Genomic DNA, 17,893 nt, shown 5'->3' with positions numbered 1-17,893 from the left:
GCGAATGGCCGACATTCCACTCGGTTACGAGCACGCCATGCGAGACGTAATTGAACGCCACCAGGTCTGGGCCTACCTCATCGCTGTTGTTTTCGGACTGTCTGTGGATTGGACATCGTCCCTCGGTGACAGTGTGCCGGATTACTTAATCTGGGGGTTGCTCGGAGTTCTGCTCTACGCCACATTTACTCAAACACCGTTGACCCACCTGTCTGATATGTTCCGGGACCGTCGGTTCATGGGTGCCTTGCTCACCGGAAATTTTCTGGTCATGCCGGCGATCACTGCCTTGCTGATATTGGCGCTGCCGGACAATGACGCGCTGAAGTTGGGAGTGCTTCTGGTATTGCTGATGCCCTGTACCGACTGGTTTGTCACCTTCACTCACCTAGGCAAGGGGGACAGCACCCGAGCCATTGCGGCAACACCGGTTCTGCTGATTGCTCAACTGGGTCTTCTTCCACTTTACCTCTGGCTTTTCATGGGTAATCAGTTCGACGTGAATCTTGAGCTTGGGCGGCACCTCCTGCCGGCCTTTGGCGGGCTGATTATTGTCCCGCTTATCCTGGCATTTCTGACTGAAAAATGGGCCGAAAACTCCAGAAAAGCCATCGGGTTCATTCGCTTCATGGGTCTGATGCCGGTCCCTCTGCTGACAGTCGTACTGTTCATCATCTCAATGACACAGGTCAGCCAGATCGACAGTACCGGCTCACTTATCTGGCCCTTGATGATTCTGTTTCCGGCCTATCTTCTAGCTGCGGCTCTGGTTGGAAAGGCTCTGCGCCGGGTCTTTCGATTACCGGTAGAAACCGGTCGCACCGTCATCTTCAGCCTAGGAACACGCAACTCCTTCGTGGTTTTACCTTTGGCACTGTCAATGCCAGAGGCCTGGGCTGTGGCCGTCGTGGTGATTGTTGTCCAGTCTTTGGTGGAACTGTTTGGAATGATGCTTTATCTGCGGTGGGTGCCCAGTCGGCTGCTACCGGACACCTGAAAAATCTGAAACCCGTAAACTCATCGAAAATAGGAACATCTCCCGTGCGAACCCGAACCCTGGTCATAAGTCTTATTCTTTTTTGTCTGGTTGTCTTTGCTGGTGCTTTTGTTATTTACGATGGCTCTCAGGGCACTAATGAGCCTGCTGTTGTTGAAAAAACGCCACTGGTGAGGGATTACTCTCCCGTTATTGGCCCTGAGGACGCGCCGGTAACCATTGTCGAGTTCTTCGACCCATCCTGCGAAGGTTGTCGCGCCATGCATCCCTATGTGAAACAGATTCAGGCTGCCTACCCGGACAACGTGCGTCTGGTACTGCGCTACGTATTGTTTCACAAAGGCTCGGAAGAGGCCGTCAGAATTCTGGAAACCGCCCGTGAACAGGGAATCTATGAACCGGTGCTTGACGCTGTTATGGAAGCACAGCCGAAATGGCACGATGATCCAAAGGTCACCGCAGCATGGGATGCGGCGGCGTCAGCCGGGCTTGACGTAGAAGCCGCCCGGGCCGGTATGAACTCACCCGAGATTGACGGCATTATTCAACAGGATGCTGCGGACGTTAAGGCGGTTGGAATTTCCGGAACCCCAACATTCTACGTTAACGGAGACATCTTGAGCCGCCTGGGGCCTCAGGAACTGTACGACCTGGTGACATCCAAGGTAGAGTCACTGGAATAACAACAAAACCGGCAACGCTATGTCACTGCTTGACTACCTTCTACCCTACGATTTCTCGCCGCTGACCGTGCTGAGCTACATGCTCGTGATGGGGTTCTATGGCGTCGGGCTAATTCGGATGCCGGATCAGGATCGGCCTGGCTCGCTACGGATTTTTGCGTTCACCCTGGGGGTGCTGATCTGTTATGCGGTGATGCAGACGCGCTTCGATTACTACGCGCAATACATGTTCTTCGTCCATCGGGGCCAGCATCTGATTCTTCATCACATCGGGCCTATCCTTATCGCCCTGTCCAATCCGTTGCCGGTCCTGCGGTTCTGGTTTGAAAAAATCCGCCCGGGCTGGAGGCGCGCGCTACGGCCTCTGGGTTGGGTTTATCAGGTTCTGCAACAGCCCTTTATCGCCCTTTTCCTATTTGTTGGGCTCATTTATTTCTGGCTGTGGCCATCGATCCATTTCGACGCCATGCTCAGCCGGGAGCTGTACTGGGTCATGAACTGGAGCATGTTGCTGGATGGTCTTCTCTTCTGGTGGTTGATCTTTGACCCAAGACCGCCGGCGATCACCTCATCGTTGGGGTATGGCAGACGCATGTTGGTTCTGGCTGCCGCGGGTGTGCTTCAGATGTTTCTTGGGGCGTGGATCGTGTTCTCACGTGACATGGTCTATGACGTTTACGAAGTCTGTGGCAGGGCCTGGCCGCTGGATCCAGAAGTCGACCAGCTTCTGGGCGGCATGCTGACCTATATTCCTCCGGCCATGATGAGCATTCTTGGCATTCTTCTGATGCTCCGGCGAGCCATGCATCAGGACGGAAAATATACCAACCAATCCAAACAACTTGAGGAAACAGCGTCATGAGAACTCGCTTCTGGCGACAGCGCACCAACATCATATCGGCGACCTTAACGCTGATAGCATCCCTATTGCTGACTGGTTGCTTTGGCAATGACGAGGAAGACTGGAACGGTAAAAACATCAGTGGCTTGATGCCTGAGCTGGAATTCGACCTGATCAATAGCCAGGGCAAGTCTGTATCTGGCGATGATTACAGTGGCCGCGTGAGAATGCTGTTTTTCGGGTTCACCTCGTGCCCCGATGTTTGCCCGACCGCCCTGCAAAAACTCAATCAGGTAACCAGTGGCCTGGACCCCGAGCTTCAGGATGAAGTACTCACTTTGTTCGTGAGTGTCGATCCGAAACGTGACACGCCCGAGCGCCTCGCAAAATACGTGGATTTCTTCGGTGACAATATTGTAGGGCTCACTGGAAAAGAACCCCAGCTTCGTGAACTGGCAAAACGATATAGGACAACCTTCGGTTATGACGAACCTGACGCTGATGGAAATTATGCGGTGTCACACAGCAGCGCGATTTATGTATTTGATCGCGAAGGTAACCCTCGCCTTTTAATGCGGCCCGATTTGAGCGGGGAAGAAATTCGGCATGACCTCGCTGCTCTTATTCAGGAGGGTTCGTGAATCCAGCCGGAGTTGGTGCCTCGGTTCACATTTCCGCGTCCATGGTCACCTTCTTTGGAAAAAATGTGAAGCACGTGCAAAGGCAGCCGATGCTACACTGCCGTGCAACCCTTAAATAGCCAGTTCTCAACTCACCGCTCTGTTCGGCCCCCTAAAGTTGCGAGATGCCAATCTAAGAACTATTCGAGTCTTAGAGCACATAGGTGGGAACCACTGCCGATTACACAAATGATTTTGGGGGTACATTTAGGGGTATATATAAGGACTGTAAAATTTTATTCGATTAAAATTCATAAACTTAATAACACATATTAGTCCTGCCGGGGGTACCACCCTTTCCTGAACATCCAAAAACCCCATTATCACGAATTCCGACACACCTATCCCGGCCACCTCGGGTGCAGCTCGTCAATGATGTAGTGGTGGGAATGCCGGGATCCCGATGTTGCTGTATGGGGGTGATCAGCCGGCAGGTCATCATGATGGTGCAGGATCTCGATCGGGTCATCAGCCGGCCACATTCGTACTGCCGGGATCAAGGACGCCAGGGCGAGAACCGCCAGGACGATCAGGGTAATCTGGATGCCCGCCACAGATCCCAGCCACCCTGCCAGCGGATAGGCAACAAGCCAGCCAGCGTGAGATAACGAAAACTGGGCAGCAAATAAGGCAGGACGGTCTTCTGCATGGGACGACCTGGTCAGCAGCCTGCCTATGGGCGTTTGGACGGTTGAAAAGCCAACACCAAGCCAGGCCCAGACCGGGAGCAACCAGGCCAGATTACTGGCAGGCAGCGCAAGGACCAAACCAGAAATAAGTACGCCCGCTCCTGTCAGCATGACCCCGCGATCCTGCCACCGCTTGAGCAACGCAGGCAATGCCAGTGCTGCCAGCATGGAACCACCACCAAATGCGGCAAAAGCCATCGCGGTGTGTTGGTCAGTCAGGCCGAACTGACCCTGAACCAGTACCACTGTGTTCACTATCACCATGGCGCCCGCCAGGCTGACAACAAGGTTCAATGCCATCAAACCACGCAAGCGGGGCGTTGCCCGAAAGATTGTGAATCCCCGCCGGGCGCGCTCGTACACACCCCGACGTTTTCCAGATGCAGTACTCGACGGCAAAGCCACCGAAACCACCAACAGCGCCGACGCTATGAATCCTATAACGGTTCCCGAAAACAGACCATGCCAACTAGTGACCAGCAACAACACAGCCGCCAGAGCCGGGCTGACAAGATTTTCCAGATCATAGGCAAGGCGGGAAAGGGACAAGGCCCGGGTATACTCCTCCTCGTCCGACAGCGTATCCGGAATGGTTGACTGAAACGTGGGGGTGAAGGCAGCGGACGCAGACTGGAGTAATGCAATCAGCACATACACCTCCCAGACTTCGTTAACAAAGGGAAGTGCTAACGCGGTTGCCGCACGCACCAGGTCCAGCGACACCAGCATCACCCGGCGAGACACACTCTCAGCCAATGCAGAGGCCAGCGGTGCGATCACCACGTAGGCGACCATCTTTATCGCCATCGCTGTACCCACAACCTGGCCGGCGTCGCTACCTGTCAGATCAAACGCCAGAAGGCTCAACGCCACGGTAGCCAATCCGGTTCCCAACAGGGCCACTACCTGGGCCAGGAACAAATGGCGATAGGTGCGGTGTTTCAGGATTTCGAGCATGGTCTATCCGGAACTGGAAGCATCGGGCAACTGCTCCATCAACAACATGCAGGGGAGGTGCGCTACCCTATGGATAGCGTACCTCCTACCGTTTTCTAGCAGTCTTAGAGATCGCCGGAGTGGTTGGCACCCACCGGGTTACCAAACTCATCCAGGAACACGAACAGCTTGCCCTTATTATCATCTTCCGCCTTGGGATTGGCGTACTCCACCACCCACAGGTTTCCTCCCGCGGTAGAGCGCTGCTCGGTGTTGCCTCCAGCGACCTCTGTCCATGTGGAGGAGATCTGCTGCGAGGTAACCAGTTGCTGCTTGATCAATGAAGCTCTCTGCACTGCCTGTTCTTTGGAAATGGGCTCGGATACTCCGTGGCTATGACCGGCACCGGCAAGAGCCTGGCCCGCGGATGAAAAAACAATGATGGCTGTGAGCGCCTGGATAAACTTTTTCATGGAATAACTCCTAAGTGATGATCGATTGATTATTTCTTGCTGATATTGTCGTAGAACCCACTGGTCTGGAGAACAATAGTGACTGTTTCGTCACCACGATTCCGCCAATACCAGCCATGGGTACCGTCAAATGGCGCCTCAAAAGCACCACTTGCATTAAGCTCATTGCGTCCCTGCCAGTAACTGGTGAAATTGTCTCCGTCATTAAAACGTTCACCGTGCATGTCAAAGTTCACCGGCCCGCCTTCTGAAGCCCAGTTAAATACCATGCGGTCACCGGCGTTCATCGTGGCTTTCACCTCCAGCCCTTCATCCGGTTTAAGGGTCACCGTCGTGCTATCGGAACTCAGCTTGCCCGAGGTTTTCCATACAGGGCCTGCAGGAAGCGCCAGCAAGTTGTTGGCAGAAGGCGCAGCAGGCTCCGGAGATGATAACTCTGCTGCATTCGCCTGGCTGAGCATGGTGAGACCCATCTTCTGGCCAAGGCCGGTCGGATCAATCCCATACTCGGCAGGTAAAATCGTTGTGACCAAAACAGCCGTGCCGATCAGGGCGGCAATGCCGGTTGCTTTGAACAAACTCTTTGAGGAAGGAAGCCCTTCGCGATCCATATCTGAAATGTCTTGCATGATCTGTCTCCTCAGGAAACGGTATACAGGCCAGTCAACTGATACCCCATCAGCATGAAACCGGCACTCATTAAAAGGACATTGGCGGCAAAGGCCTGACGAGGAAAGACATCGGTTCTGCGCCAGAAATTCATGGCAATCAGAATCACGCCCAGAGCCATCAGCTGACCAATCTCAACTCCGACATTGAACGCGAGAATGTTGGCCACCAGCCCATCCTCTGACAGCGTAAAGTCCTGAAGCTTTGTGGCCAGACCAAAGCCATGAAAGAACCCGAAGACGAGAACGGCAACTTTGGTATTGGGCTGAACCCCGAACCAGCGCCGAAAAGCGCCCAGATTATCCATGGCCTTGTAGACAACAGAAAAACCGATGATGGCGTCAACCATGTAAGCATTGACATGAGTTTCGCTGAGCACGCCATACAGGAGGGTAACGCTGTGCCCCACGGCAAACAGGGTCACATAGATACCCACATCCTTCATGCGGTACAAAAAGAAAATAACCCCCGCCAGGAACAGCAGGTGGTCATAACCGGTCACCATGTGTTTGGCACCGAGATAGATAAAGGGCAACCATTGTGCCCCGGTGACTTGCTCAATGAACAAGGCATCGCCCTCTTCGACGCCATGGGCAAAGAGCAGAGGGGAAAACAGCACGTAAGCGAAGGTTGCCACAAAAAGCAACAAACCACGCACACCTGCACCTGCGTTCGAAAAACGCAATAACGACATAGAATTCATTCGGTTATCTCCGAATTATGAACTAAAACTTGTGAATGGCGTTGAAACGCCAAAATCAGGGAGCGAATTCAGGCTTTTGGAGGGCGATACACCGAGAACGCCTGCTCGGGAAGAGGTGATGGCGTGTTTTGCAACTCGGGCTGATCTTGCCCGGAAGGAGATCGCACCACGGCCAGTTTCAAAGGCACATGGTTATCAAACGCGCTGAGTGCATGTAGCAGCAAATGATCCCAGTCTGTCATCTCGGCAGTATAGACATGGAGATGATCAAGGGAGGAGGGGTGAAAGTGACCATGATTTTCAGCGAACTCGGCAAGAGAAAGGCTCTGTGACGCCTCATGAACGTTCTGGTCGAAGGCCCACGCACCACGAAAAAGAATCATCAATGACAGCACAGTGACCGTCAGGATGCCTTTGCTGGTAGTGAATTGGGCTTGGCTCAGAAACACATCATCTCTCATCTGCATCTGAATAGAGATTGGCAGATTATCCAAACTCTTCGCGTATTGCAAAAGTATGCATTTGCGACACAAGGCAAATACGTTGTTACCTCGTTCGGCACGGATCAGGCGGCCAAAGACATAACCTATGCAAGCATCCATGAGTTATGATGCACCCCCAATCCGCCAACCGGAACCGCAATGGCCCGCTTTAACGAAATCGGCACCGCCACCATTCCCGGCAAGGGAACCCAGTTGCGTCTGCTGCAACGCAACGATGAATTCTCTATCAAGATTGCCGGTACCACCGGCGAGCTGATGAACAGCCGGATACACGGCTCCGAGGATGCCCTGGCTACCCTTGCCTGTGAGCGCATCGCCGGGCAACCCGAACCCCGTGTGTTGATCGGCGGGCTCGGTATGGGATTTACACTGGCAGCGGCGCTGTCAGCTCTGGGCGACGATGCCCGGGTAACGGTAGCTGAGCTGGTGCCCGAGGTGGAGGCGTGGAACCGGGGACCGCTGGGGGCTGCGGCCGGGTATCCGTTGAACGATTCGAGGGCCAGCGTTCATATTGGCGATGTGGCGGAATTACTCAGAAGCGGCGATGGCGACTGGGACGCCATCCTGCTGGATGTGGACAACGGGCCGGAAGGACTGACCCGCAAAGAGAACAACTGGATTTATTCGCCCGCCGGCATTGCCGCCGCCCAGCAATCTCTGCGCCCGGATGGCATCCTGGCCTATTGGTCCGCCGGCCCCGAGCACGCCTTTACCGAAAGACTCCGTCGTGCCGGCTTTTCAGTGGAGCCGGTTACGGTGCGTGCCCTGCGCCCCGGAAAGGGTGCACGTCACGTAATCTGGCTGGCCTGGTAAACCTGTGTATCGGTGGTGCCACATTGCCATACCGTCATTCGAAATACAGGTTTATAAGTTGTAGATTGGTATGTGTGGGGCAAAGCTCCAAAGTGCCCCGTCAATCCGCTGAGATACTCAGGAGGTATTCCGATGAAATCCTCAATGAGTCTGACCGGAGAGCACGAAGACCACAAAGTGGCCGCAGTCTTTGAGACAGAGACGGACGCCAGGGGGATGGCAAAATCCCTGTGTGACAGCACAAGTCTGGCGAAAGAACAGGTCACCGTTCTCAGGCCCTCTGATAGGCACCCGGGCGAGGGACTGGAGCCTGAAGATCAGGGCATATGGCACACACTGGTACGCTCCCATATCGGCCTGGGGATCGGCGGGGCCGCCCTGGGATTTCTCCTGTTTCTCGTTATGAGCGCCTCTGGACTGGCCCTTGTCGCACAGAACGGCGTGGTCGCCGCTTCCGTGTTTGCAGCCCTCGGCTTGATTGTTGGGCTTTTGATGGCTGGGGCGGTTACGATTCGACCAGATCACACCCCCTACCTGATCAAAGCGCAATCTGCCTTGCGCAAGGGCAAATATGTTGTGGCGGTTCACGCTTCCAGCGCACAGCAGCTTCAGGAGGCAAGATCGCTTCTCCAATCCCGGAATGTTAACTCGGTGCAAACCCTCTGATTCACGAATCGGGATTCTGACCAGTTTACCCCGGAAGTTACCAGGAAGAAGCGCGGGCGGAAGTTATCTTTTCCGCCCGCAATGCAAGTTACCTGTTAGAAAATCAGGTCATCACAGGTCTGGTAAAACACTTGATTACTGCTATTTATCTCCACCACAGCCTCATCATCGGGGCCACCGGTACCGTTCATATCGTCGCCGTAGCGGATCTCGGCAAATGTGCCACCGTCTCCCCCCAGTTTGACAATACCGCTTTGCGGGCAATTCTCACCGGAAGCCACGAAAACGGATTTTTGTGTGGAGATATTAATATATCCACCAAGGGCTGACCCTATGAGTTTGGACTCAAGCGAGATATCCACACCGGAACTATCTGCCTCCAGCGTGGTCACTGCATTGGCGATGGCGAAGTAGTCATTTCCGAGGATGAATTCCAGCGCGTCGGTCCGGTAGGTTTCAGTGCGCACGCCACCACTGTCAACGATCTCCCACTCATCCAGCCCCTTGGCGACAATGTCGTCGCCAGACGAGATGACGGTCCCGGTCAAATTAAAGACCTGAAAGCCGGCATTGCCATTGCTCATCACTTCGTTGACGTAGGAATAATCGCCGTTGAGGACAATACTCCCGAAGGTCGGCGTGCTCAACTCGCAATTATTGAACCGCCAGCGCTCATCGTCGCTGACATCGTCACTGTTCACTGTGATAACAACGGTACCATTGTTGTCACAGTCGTACGTCAGCTCATTGCCGGAGACATTGGAGGGTGACCGAGAGGAAACGGCATTGTCCACTTGCTCTGCCAGCAGATAGGCATTCTCAGCATCCTCGTACAAAACGAGGATTGCGTCAGTCTCTGTCTGGCTGCTGATGCTTACCTGTTTCTCGGCGTAACCACCCGGATCTTCCTCAATGGAGGCGCTGGAAGGTTTTTCGGTTGGCGTTTCATCATTGCTACTGCTACTGCCACCGCCTCCGCCGCCACAAGCGGTTAAGCCCCAAACGGATACGGATGCGATTGCCAGAATTCCGACAGTTGTTGTTTTGACCACAGCAAATACTCCCTTTTATTTAGGCCGGCGCGAACAGGAGAACACCCTGGTTCACCTGACTTCCTTTCGCGTCTTCCTGAACTCACTCATTAACGGGTGGACCACCGAAGCGCCACCTGTTACATATTCGATACACCTGCTCAAAGAGTAGTCTATGCAACAAATGTCCGGCAAAATTTTGCAAGATTTGACGATTATTTAATCTGCGGTCTTCAATGCCTCGAGATCCCGGGGCGCCACGCCCAGATCCTGCCAGTTTTCCGGGTGGCAGGTGAACAGCAACACCTGATGCCGGCTGGCTGCGTCGAACAGAATGCGCTTCATCTGATCCAGGCGCTGGCGATCACTGTGCACCAGAGTATCGTCGAGGATGATCAGGGTCGGGCGGCCGGCTTCCCGCAGCAAATCCGCGTAGGCCAGACGGCTGATCAGCCCCATCTGCTCCCTCGCCCCGAAGCTCAGTTCCAGGACGTCTCCGGTTTCCGGCCCCTGCTGGCCGGTGCGGGTCAACTGGCCGGGCATCAGGTTGTCGTCTACATCCAGGTCTGCCTTTGGGAACAGCACGCCCAGGTAGTGATTCAGGTGTTTTTGCAGCGGTGCCTGGAGCCGACGGGTCAGCGCCTGACGCTTTTCCTGCAGGAGAGTAAGCAGCAAATTCAGCGCCTCGGCGCGTCGATGCAACTCGGTATAGCGGCGATTCACGTGCTCCAGCCGTGCAGCCACCTCTTCCCGTTGCTCCTCCAGCCCTTCAGCCCCCTGGCTTTCCAGTTTGCTCTCGAGACTGGTCAGCTCCAGGGCTTCCTGTTGGTGGCTGCGTTCCAGCTGTTCGGCACTGGCCTTGAAGCGAGCCATATCCTGCTGCAGCAGTTCCGGGCGAGCCTCGTCAATCTGCTCCTGACGCTTGTTGACGGACTGTTGCAGCCTTGTCTCCCGCTCCCCGGTTTCGGCAATTTGGGTTTGGAGGGACCGCTCTGCAGCCTGTCGTTCCGGGTTTTCCAGTTCACCTTTCAGCTGCTGCCATTCAGCCTGCGCGTTCTCCAGTGCCTGGGTGGCGGCAAACAGTTGCTTGCTGTGCTCCTGGAGGTTGCCATCGGCCTCCCGTAATTGCTGTTCCGCCAGTTCCAGTGCTGCTTCCGTGCTGGTCAGGGACAACGGCTCCCCCGGAATCCCCGACAAGGCTTTCTGCTCCGACTGAAGCTGTTCCAGCCGTCTGATAAGCTCCTGTTTCTGGCTCTCCAATACGTCCACACCCTGGGGAGCAATGGAAGCCAGCAACGCCTCAAGGCGCTGGATGGTTTCCTTGCGTTGCGCCTGTTGCTCGGCCAGTTTTCCTGCCTGCTCGGGGGAATCGACCTTCATCGACTTGAGCTGATTGTCGTAACTCTCCTGCAATCGCTCCAGCTGGCGCTGAACCCGGGCGAGGTCGTCGCCGCCCGGGGTAATGGTCAGCTCGCCTATACCGGGTAATGCCAGGGTGGTGGCTTCCAGTAACAGCTTGTCTCCTTCTCCCTGGAGGGACTGACCATTCAGCGTCAACGCCTGGCCACTCTCCAGGACGTAGTGCAGCCGGGTCGCGATGGTCTGTGATCGAACCCGCTCCTGCTCCAGTTGGTGCTGCGTCTTCCGCAGGGCTTCCAGCGCCTCCAGGTCAAGTGGGTTGGCCTGCTGCTGGTTGCGGGTTTCCTGAAGCTCCACCTGATGGGCGCGGGCCTTCTCCAGGTTTTTACCGAGCGTTTCCAGTTGAACCTGCAACTGTTTGATATCGTTGTCCAGGCGGTTACGCTGTTCCTGCTCCTTTGCCACCCTCACCTGCTGGCGGGCCTTGTCGTAAGCCTTACGGGCCTGTTGTTGGGCAACGGTCACCTGCTCTTCCCTGGTCTTCAGGGTATTCACGGTTTCTTTGCAGTGTGCCAGCGTCTGCTCACGTTCGGTCAGCTTACGGGCCGCAACTTGCGATTGCTGCTGTTGCCGCCGCAGAAGGTCGAGCGTCTGCCGGCAATCATCCAGTGCCTGCTGTTCCCGTTTCTGTTCCTGTTGCCACTGTTCAATCTCGCGGAAGCGGTTTTCCGCCTCGCGCTGGCTCTGGCGTGCGGCTTCCCATGGCCGTTCCTGCTCATTACGCTGATAGCGCTGGCGCAACTCGCCTAACCGGTCGACCATGGACTGATAGTGCGTCACCCGCTCGTCCAGTGCCTTCAGTTCGGCGGCCAGTTGGCTTTGTTCCTCGCCCAAACGGGCGTAGTCACCCCGGGGCTTACCGGTGGCTGTCAGCAATTCGGCACGCTGGCTTTGCACCTGTTGGATAACATCGTCTCCGCCGCTGCTGGCCACTTCTCCCAGGAGGCTGTTCAGGGCCGATTTCAGGTGATCACCGGCGTAGGCAACGGCATCGTGAACATTCTGTCCGCTGCCCTGCTCCACCCATAGCAGGCCCGGAATCCCCCAGTGCTTGTCCTGGCTGGCACCCCGGGAGGCGAACTGGAAGCCCAACAGGTCCGCCAGCTTGTCCTCCGCTTCTTCCCCGGAGTAACTGTCGCCGGCTACCTGGAGATCGCATCGCTTCTGTTGCAGGAAGCGCTTCCGGAGCTGCCACTGTGCGCCCTGGCATTGAAAATCCAGTTCCACGGATGGCGCTGCCGATGAATCCCCCCAGGGTCTCAGGTCATCCACACTGCTGGATCTGTGGCGTTCAAAGAAGGCCGCACGAATGGCCCGCACCAGGGTACTTTTGCCCGACTCATTGGGGCCATGAATAAGGTTGAGGCCGGGCCCCAGCTCGTTCAACTCGAGGGGCTGCCGGAATTGTCGCAACTGTTCAATGCGAAGGCGCTGGAGTTTCATGACTGGACCTCCCCGGCATTCTCGAACGCCGGTTCGATGCGATCCCGCAACAGACTGGTCAGAATCGCCAGAGCGTCCCTCGATGTGGCGGCCTTTTCGTCATCGGCGTTTCCCTGTTGTTCCCTCAACTCACCAATAACCTCCCCCAGATAGCCATCGGCATTGAGTTCGGCAATATCTTCATCGGTAGGCTGAAGCGCCAACTGGCTGCGATCACACTGCACACTCCGATGCCGGGCCTCGGCCACCGACAGGGCGTGGAGAAGTTTCTGCTCCCCTGCCAGGTCCACTTCACCAGACAGCCGTAAATCGACCACCGCCGGCGCAGGCAGATCTTCCAGTCTCTGCAACAATTCATCCAGATCCGTGGCCACACTGAGGTGTTCGCGCCACTGGACCCACTCGAACTGGCCAACGCGATGACGGCTGACGTCCGGTTCCGCCCCCGGCCGGGCAATGTCCACCACCAACGCCACGCCAGCCTCGTTATTGCGAAATCGCTCCGGTTCCGGGGTGCCGCTGTACCAGGTGCGAGCGTTGATCTGTTTGACACCATGCCAGTCACCCAGGGCGAGATAATCCAGCTTTGCTTTTTCAGCCCGGTCGGCGGCAATCGGGTTGGCCGAATCGATATCCTCCGCCAGCAAACCCTGGACACTGCCGTGAGCCAGCCCCACACGCAGCAATTCCGGAGGCGTATCCAGATGATCAAAGTTCTCGGTCAGGTCGCTGTGGGTATGCCGCTGGGTCAGAGGGGCAGCCAGAACAGCCAGCCCCTGCGCTTTGAGCTCAACAACCCCCGGCTCCAGGGCCAGGTGGACGTTGTCGGGCACCGCATTCAGGCGCCGGGCGCGGGTCCACACACTTTCTGCCAGGGCGGCGTCGTGGTTACCGGGCAGCATCACCCAGGGACCGGAAAAACCGGACATGGCGTTAAAAACCCGGCGAATGGTCCGATCCGCCACGGTCTGGGCATCGAATACGTCCCCCGCCACCAGCACCGCATCGCATCGCTCATCGCTGGCCAGTTGGGCCAGTCGCTCAATGGCGGTATAGCGGACTTCTGCCAGCGCCACTGCGTCATCGTTATCAAAGCGGCTGTAATAGCGGCCCATCTGCCAGTCTGCGGTATGAAGAAAACGGGGCATGACATTCCTTTTCAGCGGATCAACGAACCAGGCTGCTAACTCTACGTTCAAATGGCGGGTTAGTGAACCGTTCTGCCGCTGGCCCCTATGACGCGATTGGCCCGATTTGTGCAGACACCCTCTCATACGTTCGAATTTTGTCACAGCCCACCCGTGACGATGGGAGGAAGTCAACCGTGTCGCTGCTTACATCACTGATCAAAGCCAGCACCCAATTCCAGACCGCGTTGGAAAAACGCCCTGAGGCAGCCGGTGAAAAAAGTGCGGGAAAACCCTCTGCCCCGGCGGCTCCGGAGCAACCGGCATCGCCAACGGATGACAGGTTCACCCGATCCACACTGGAAAGTCCGGATCTGGCGACTCTGAAATCAAAGAAGCTGTCAGTCACCGACTACAAACAAACCGTGGGGCAGGACCTTGCCTTTGTAAAAGAAACCCTGCGGCACAAACTTGCCGAGTACGGAATGCATCCGGCAACCGCCATCAATGTGGCCAGGGACGACAATGGAAGTATTCAGGTAGACGGCAAGCTGCCCGAGGCAAAACGCGGAAAAATTGAGCAGGATTTAAACCACAACAAGGGTTTTCGTGAAGCTTTCAATCGCCTGAGCGTGAATGAGCCAACCCTGCACTTCGTGGACAACGCCCTCAAACTGAACAGAGCCTATGGCGTCAACAACTCGCTGCTGGACACCATGGTCAGTGATAACCAGCAGTTCAACGGCCTTCAGGATCTGGTACACCGGTACGACACCCTACGTAAATCCGTTGGTGCCGAACAGATGGAAGCCGCTGGCCAGCGGAAACACTACGCATTCAGCTTCAATACCCGCGCCTGACGCGGTCGGATACAAGTAGGGCCGGTGCCTGGCCCTACTTTGAACAGGTTAAACCTGGAACGGCGCCGGATCGCCTTTACCCGTCCGGGTGACCTCAGGCACGTCATCGGTCATGTTCACCACCGTTGTCGCCTCCAGACCACAAAAACCACCATCAATAATCAGATCAAGCTCGTGTTCGAGGACTTCCCGGATCTCATTGGGATCCGTCATGGGGTCGGTTTCCCCCGGCAGGATCAGGGTGCTGCTCATGATCGGCTCACCCAGCTCGCCCAGTAACTCCTGGACAATGGCGTTATCCGGCACCCGCAGCCCGATAGTGCGACGCTTGGGATGCAGCAGCCGGCGCGGCACTTCGCTGGTGGCATCCAGAATAAAGGTGTAGGGGCCCGGCGTGAAGGTCTTGAGCAACCGGTACTGGGTGTTGCCCACTTTGGCGTATACACCAATGTCCGACAGGTCACGGCACACCAGCGTGAAATTGTGCTTGTCGTCCAGCCTGCGAATCCTCTTGATGCGGTCCGCCGCCTGCTTGTCTCCGAGGTGACAGCCAATGGCATAGGCTGAATCCGTGGGATAAACGATTACCCCACCATTGCGAAGAATGTCCCCTGCCTGCTTGATCAGACGCTTTTGCGGTGTTTCCGGGTGAATCTGGAAATACTGGCTCATTGACTCTCTCCTGACGTCATGGCCGGATCCTTTTTGGAGCCGCCCATACAATTCGGAGACTCCGGCGCCGACTGGCCGGAATCCGCCCACTCCTGGGGAGAGTATAGATGCAAGGCCAGCGCATGAACCTCACCCGCCAGCTCATCCGCCAATACCTTGTAGATCGCCTGGTGTCTTTTTACCTTCATCTGACCGTCAAAATCCGATGACACCAGGGTCACCTTGAAGTGGGTTTCGGAGTTCGGCGGCACACTATGCTTGTGGCTTTCGTTTTCCACCTGCAGGTGGCTCACATCAAAAGCCCGTGACAGTTTTTCCTCGATTGCGTTCTGAATCTTCATAACCGTTGTAACTCCTTAACTTTCCATAACCCGCAGCATACTACAGAGGGCAAGAACCTTGACACACCCATGCCAAAAGGCCATCTTCCCCTCCCAATCCGAACGCACCCGAAACCATGCAACTGTATATCGCCGAAAAACCCAGTCTGGGCCGCGCCATTGCCGCCGCCCTGCCCGCCCCGCACCAGAAAGGTCCGGGCTGGATTCGCTGTGGCCAGGGCGACGAGGCGGTCACGGTCAGCTGGTGTATCGGGCACCTGCTGGAACCGGCTGAACCGGCGCAGTACAACCCGCACTGGAAAAAGTGGCGGCAGGATGACCTGCCCCTGGTGCCCGAACGTTGGGAAGTTACCCCCAAGGACAGCGTTCGCCAGCAGCTCAAGGTGCTGGAATCCCTGATTCGCCAGGCAGATACGATCTTTCACGCCGGCGACCCCGACCGTGAAGGCCAGTTACTGGTCGACGAAGTGATCCGCTATTTCGGTGCCACCTGTCCGGTCCAGCGGATACTCATTAACGACCTGACACCCGCAGCCGTTGCCAAAGCTATCCAGTCGCCGAAAGACAATCGCGACTATCGCCGCCTGTCGCACTCGGCACTGGCCCGACAACGGGCCGACTGGTTGTACGGCATCAACCTGACCCGCTTCTATACCCTCAGTTACCAGCAGCAGGGCCAGCAGGGTGTCTATTCTGTGGGGCGGGTACAAACGCCAGTACTTGGGCTGGTGGTGGAGCGTGACAACACCATTGAGAGCTTTGAGCCCAAGCCCTACTACCGCATTGAAGCGACCTGCCACGGGCTGGAAGCGGACTGTGATCCAGCGCCATTCACTGCCCGCTGGCTGGCAGATGAAGCGTTTCGTGAACATCTGGATGAAGAAGACAGACTGCTCGACAAGGCCACCGCCGAGCAAATTGCCGCTGCCGTGGAAGGCCGACCGGGGCGCATTACAGAATCCCGCTTCCGCGACCGCAATGAAGCGCCCCCACTCCCACTGTCACTCTCCGCCCTGCAGATTGAAGCCGGCCGATTGTTCCGCATGGGCGCCAAGGACGTACTGGATACTGCCCAGAGCCTGTACGAGCGACATCAGCTGATCACCTATCCCCGGTCCGATTGCCGGTACCTGCCGGAGGGTCATTACGGGCAGCGGGAAAGCGTGGTGCGCGCGATCAGCAAGGTGGCCCCCGAACTGGCTCCAGCCAGTGAGCAGGCTGATCTCTCGCGACGCACTGCCGCCTGGAACGACAAACAGGTTGACGCCCACCACGCCATCATTCCGACCAGCCGATCGGCTGCGAATGGCAAACTGACTGCGGCGGAAGAAAAAATCTACGGGCTGATCAGCCGGTACTACCTGATGCAGTTCAGCGCCGACGCGGTTCACCGGGAAGGCCGATTGACCGTCACCATTGGCGAACATCGTTTCCGCGCCACGGAAACCGCTGTACTGACACCGGGCTGGAAGGCCCTGGAGATTCGGCTCCGGGAAGGCCGGCAGGAGCCGCAGAAGGCACCGTTGCCACGACTGGAGAACGGCGAGCCGGTTCTCTGCGACCACACCAACATCAAAGAGCGGAAAACCCAGCCGCCCCAACACTTCACGGACGCCACGCTGCTGTCCGCGATGACCAACATCGCCCGTTTTGTTACCGATGCCGAGTTACGCAAAACCCTGCGTGAAACCGATGGCCTGGGCACGGAGGCAACCCGCGCGGCGATCATCGACACCCTGTTCAAGCGCGACTACCTGTACCGCGACAGTCGCCACATCAAGGCCACAGGCAAGGGTAAGGCGCTGATTGGCGCGCTGCCGGAGACCGTCAGCAAACCGGACATGACCGCGCTCTGGGAAGCCACACTGGAAACCATCCGGCGCGGGGAAGGTGACCCGAGAAAATTCCTGGAGGATCTGAAAGAACAGATCCGGGGCTTCGTCAACGCCCCCATGGGCAAACCGGGAGAAACAGAAACCGATCTGCCAGCCTCGCCCCACTGCCCGAAATGCCGAACGCCCATGCGTGAACGGGAGGGCAAGTTCGGTCGGTTCTGGGCCTGCACCCGCTTCCCGGATTGCAACGGTACACGCCCGCTGGAGGACACGGCACCTGCCGACGGTACCAGCCAGAAACCCGTACCCTGCCCTCATTGTTTCTCACCGTTGGTTCGACGCAAAGGGAAAAAGGGCTGGTTCTGGGGCTGCAGTAATTTTCCTGCCTGCCGACAAACAGTTAACGATGACAATGGAATACCGGCCGTTCGTTTACGCAATACTACATAACGATACTGAAGACCCGTTGGTCTTCTGTGATAATGAGCCGGAAATCTAACATTGCCATTTGT

Annotated in this window: 18 protein-coding genes; 8 read left to right on the top strand and 10 right to left on the bottom strand. The window is 56.5% G+C overall.

Features of this window, described 5'->3' with window-relative positions:
* The first annotated feature begins 4 nt into the window (after positions 1 to 4).
* The 4 genes from Q0Y21_RS14440 to Q0Y21_RS14425 are packed head-to-tail and all read left to right on the top strand — an operon-like array spanning position 5 to position 3,162.
* Positions 5 to 997 carry an arsenic resistance protein gene (locus Q0Y21_RS14440; RefSeq protein ID WP_225316747.1) on the top strand — a complete coding sequence of 331 codons (993 nt, stop codon included), beginning with the start codon at positions 5 to 7 and terminating at the stop codon, positions 995 to 997.
* Between the two features lie 44 nt (positions 998 to 1,041).
* Positions 1,042 to 1,680 (top strand): thioredoxin domain-containing protein, encoded by a 639-nt coding sequence (locus Q0Y21_RS14435; protein WP_150994145.1) that lies wholly within the window; start codon positions 1,042 to 1,044, stop codon positions 1,678 to 1,680.
* Between the two features lie 19 nt (positions 1,681 to 1,699).
* Entirely contained in the window at positions 1,700 to 2,542 is an 843-nt protein-coding gene (locus Q0Y21_RS14430; RefSeq protein WP_138435657.1) for a cytochrome c oxidase assembly protein, read from the top strand.
* Positions 2,539 to 3,162: an SCO family protein gene (locus Q0Y21_RS14425; protein ID WP_297796902.1), complete on the top strand. Its 624-nt coding sequence runs from the start codon at positions 2,539 to 2,541 to the stop codon at positions 3,160 to 3,162. Before Q0Y21_RS14430 ends, Q0Y21_RS14425 begins: the two co-directional genes overlap by 4 nt.
* A 380-nt stretch (positions 3,163 to 3,542) precedes the next feature.
* Here the strand turns inward: Q0Y21_RS14425 and Q0Y21_RS14420 are convergent, their stop codons facing one another.
* From Q0Y21_RS14420 to Q0Y21_RS14400, 5 genes are all read right to left on the bottom strand, one after another.
* Positions 3,543 to 4,847, bottom strand: coding sequence for an MFS transporter (locus tag Q0Y21_RS14420; protein ID WP_297796900.1), 1,305 nt, complete (start codon positions 4,845 to 4,847; stop codon positions 3,543 to 3,545).
* 104 nt (positions 4,848 to 4,951) lie between these two features.
* Complete coding sequence (locus Q0Y21_RS14415) at positions 4,952 to 5,299, bottom strand: DUF6488 family protein (protein ID WP_297796897.1); 348 nt, start codon at positions 5,297 to 5,299, stop codon at positions 4,952 to 4,954.
* Between the two features lie 29 nt (positions 5,300 to 5,328).
* Positions 5,329 to 5,928, bottom strand: a complete 600-nt coding sequence (locus Q0Y21_RS14410; RefSeq protein WP_297796894.1) for a hypothetical protein — start codon at positions 5,926 to 5,928, stop codon at positions 5,329 to 5,331.
* An 11-nt stretch (positions 5,929 to 5,939) separates the two neighbouring features.
* Complete coding sequence (locus tag Q0Y21_RS14405) at positions 5,940 to 6,671, bottom strand: HupE/UreJ family protein (RefSeq protein ID WP_297796892.1); 732 nt, start codon at positions 6,669 to 6,671, stop codon at positions 5,940 to 5,942.
* 68 nt (positions 6,672 to 6,739) lie between these two features.
* Positions 6,740 to 7,273, bottom strand: a complete 534-nt coding sequence (locus Q0Y21_RS14400; protein ID WP_297796889.1) for a hypothetical protein — start codon at positions 7,271 to 7,273, stop codon at positions 6,740 to 6,742.
* 39 nt (positions 7,274 to 7,312) lie between these two features.
* On the opposite strand from Q0Y21_RS14400, the gene Q0Y21_RS14395 reads away from it, so the two are divergent.
* Complete coding sequence (locus Q0Y21_RS14395) at positions 7,313 to 7,987, top strand: hypothetical protein (protein ID WP_297796886.1); 675 nt, start codon at positions 7,313 to 7,315, stop codon at positions 7,985 to 7,987.
* Positions 7,988 to 8,119: 132 nt separating this feature from the next.
* Positions 8,120 to 8,653 carry a hypothetical protein gene (locus Q0Y21_RS14390; RefSeq protein WP_297796883.1) on the top strand — a complete coding sequence of 178 codons (534 nt, stop codon included), beginning with the start codon at positions 8,120 to 8,122 and terminating at the stop codon, positions 8,651 to 8,653.
* 95 nt (positions 8,654 to 8,748) lie between these two features.
* Here Q0Y21_RS14390 and Q0Y21_RS14385 read toward each other — a convergent pair whose 3' ends face one another.
* The 3 genes from Q0Y21_RS14385 to Q0Y21_RS14375 all read right to left on the bottom strand — a co-directional run bounded on the left by Q0Y21_RS14385 (position 8,749) and on the right by Q0Y21_RS14375 (position 13,694).
* Positions 8,749 to 9,705 (bottom strand): hypothetical protein, encoded by a 957-nt coding sequence (locus tag Q0Y21_RS14385; RefSeq protein ID WP_297796880.1) that lies wholly within the window; start codon positions 9,703 to 9,705, stop codon positions 8,749 to 8,751.
* A 198-nt stretch (positions 9,706 to 9,903) separates the two neighbouring features.
* Positions 9,904 to 12,546: an AAA family ATPase gene (locus tag Q0Y21_RS14380; RefSeq protein ID WP_297796877.1), complete on the bottom strand. Its 2,643-nt coding sequence runs from the start codon at positions 12,544 to 12,546 to the stop codon at positions 9,904 to 9,906.
* Positions 12,543 to 13,694 (bottom strand): DNA repair exonuclease, encoded by a 1,152-nt coding sequence (locus tag Q0Y21_RS14375; protein ID WP_297796874.1) that lies wholly within the window; start codon positions 13,692 to 13,694, stop codon positions 12,543 to 12,545. The genes Q0Y21_RS14380 and Q0Y21_RS14375 overlap by 4 nt, the downstream gene beginning before the upstream one ends.
* 176 nt (positions 13,695 to 13,870) lie before the next feature.
* On the opposite strand from Q0Y21_RS14375, the gene Q0Y21_RS14370 reads away from it, so the two are divergent.
* The gene (locus tag Q0Y21_RS14370) at positions 13,871 to 14,533 is read left to right on the top strand and encodes a hypothetical protein (RefSeq protein ID WP_297796871.1); all 663 of its coding nucleotides are present in this window, start codon (positions 13,871 to 13,873) and stop codon (positions 14,531 to 14,533) included.
* A gap of 48 nt (positions 14,534 to 14,581) precedes the next feature.
* Here Q0Y21_RS14370 and Q0Y21_RS14365 read toward each other — a convergent pair whose 3' ends face one another.
* Both Q0Y21_RS14365 and Q0Y21_RS14360 read right to left on the bottom strand, forming a co-directional pair.
* On the bottom strand, positions 14,582 to 15,205 hold the full coding sequence (locus tag Q0Y21_RS14365; protein WP_297796868.1) for an L-threonylcarbamoyladenylate synthase: 624 nt from the start codon (positions 15,203 to 15,205) through the stop codon (positions 14,582 to 14,584).
* A complete protein-coding gene (locus Q0Y21_RS14360) occupies positions 15,202 to 15,546 on the bottom strand; it encodes a BolA/IbaG family iron-sulfur metabolism protein (RefSeq protein ID WP_297796865.1) in 345 nt (114 codons plus the stop codon). The genes Q0Y21_RS14365 and Q0Y21_RS14360 overlap by 4 nt, the downstream gene beginning before the upstream one ends.
* Positions 15,547 to 15,662: 116 nt before the next feature.
* Here Q0Y21_RS14360 and Q0Y21_RS14355 point away from each other — a divergent pair, with 116 nt between their 5' ends.
* Positions 15,663 to 17,831, top strand: a complete 2,169-nt coding sequence (locus Q0Y21_RS14355; protein WP_297796862.1) for a DNA topoisomerase III — start codon at positions 15,663 to 15,665, stop codon at positions 17,829 to 17,831.
* Positions 17,832 to 17,893: the final 62 nt, after the last annotated feature.

Source organism: uncultured Marinobacter sp. (assembly GCF_947259545.1).
Classification (GTDB): Bacteria; Pseudomonadota; Gammaproteobacteria; order Pseudomonadales; family Oleiphilaceae; genus Marinobacter.
The sequence above is the reverse complement of the archived record's forward strand: the minus strand, read 5'-3'. Positions and strand labels throughout refer to the sequence as shown.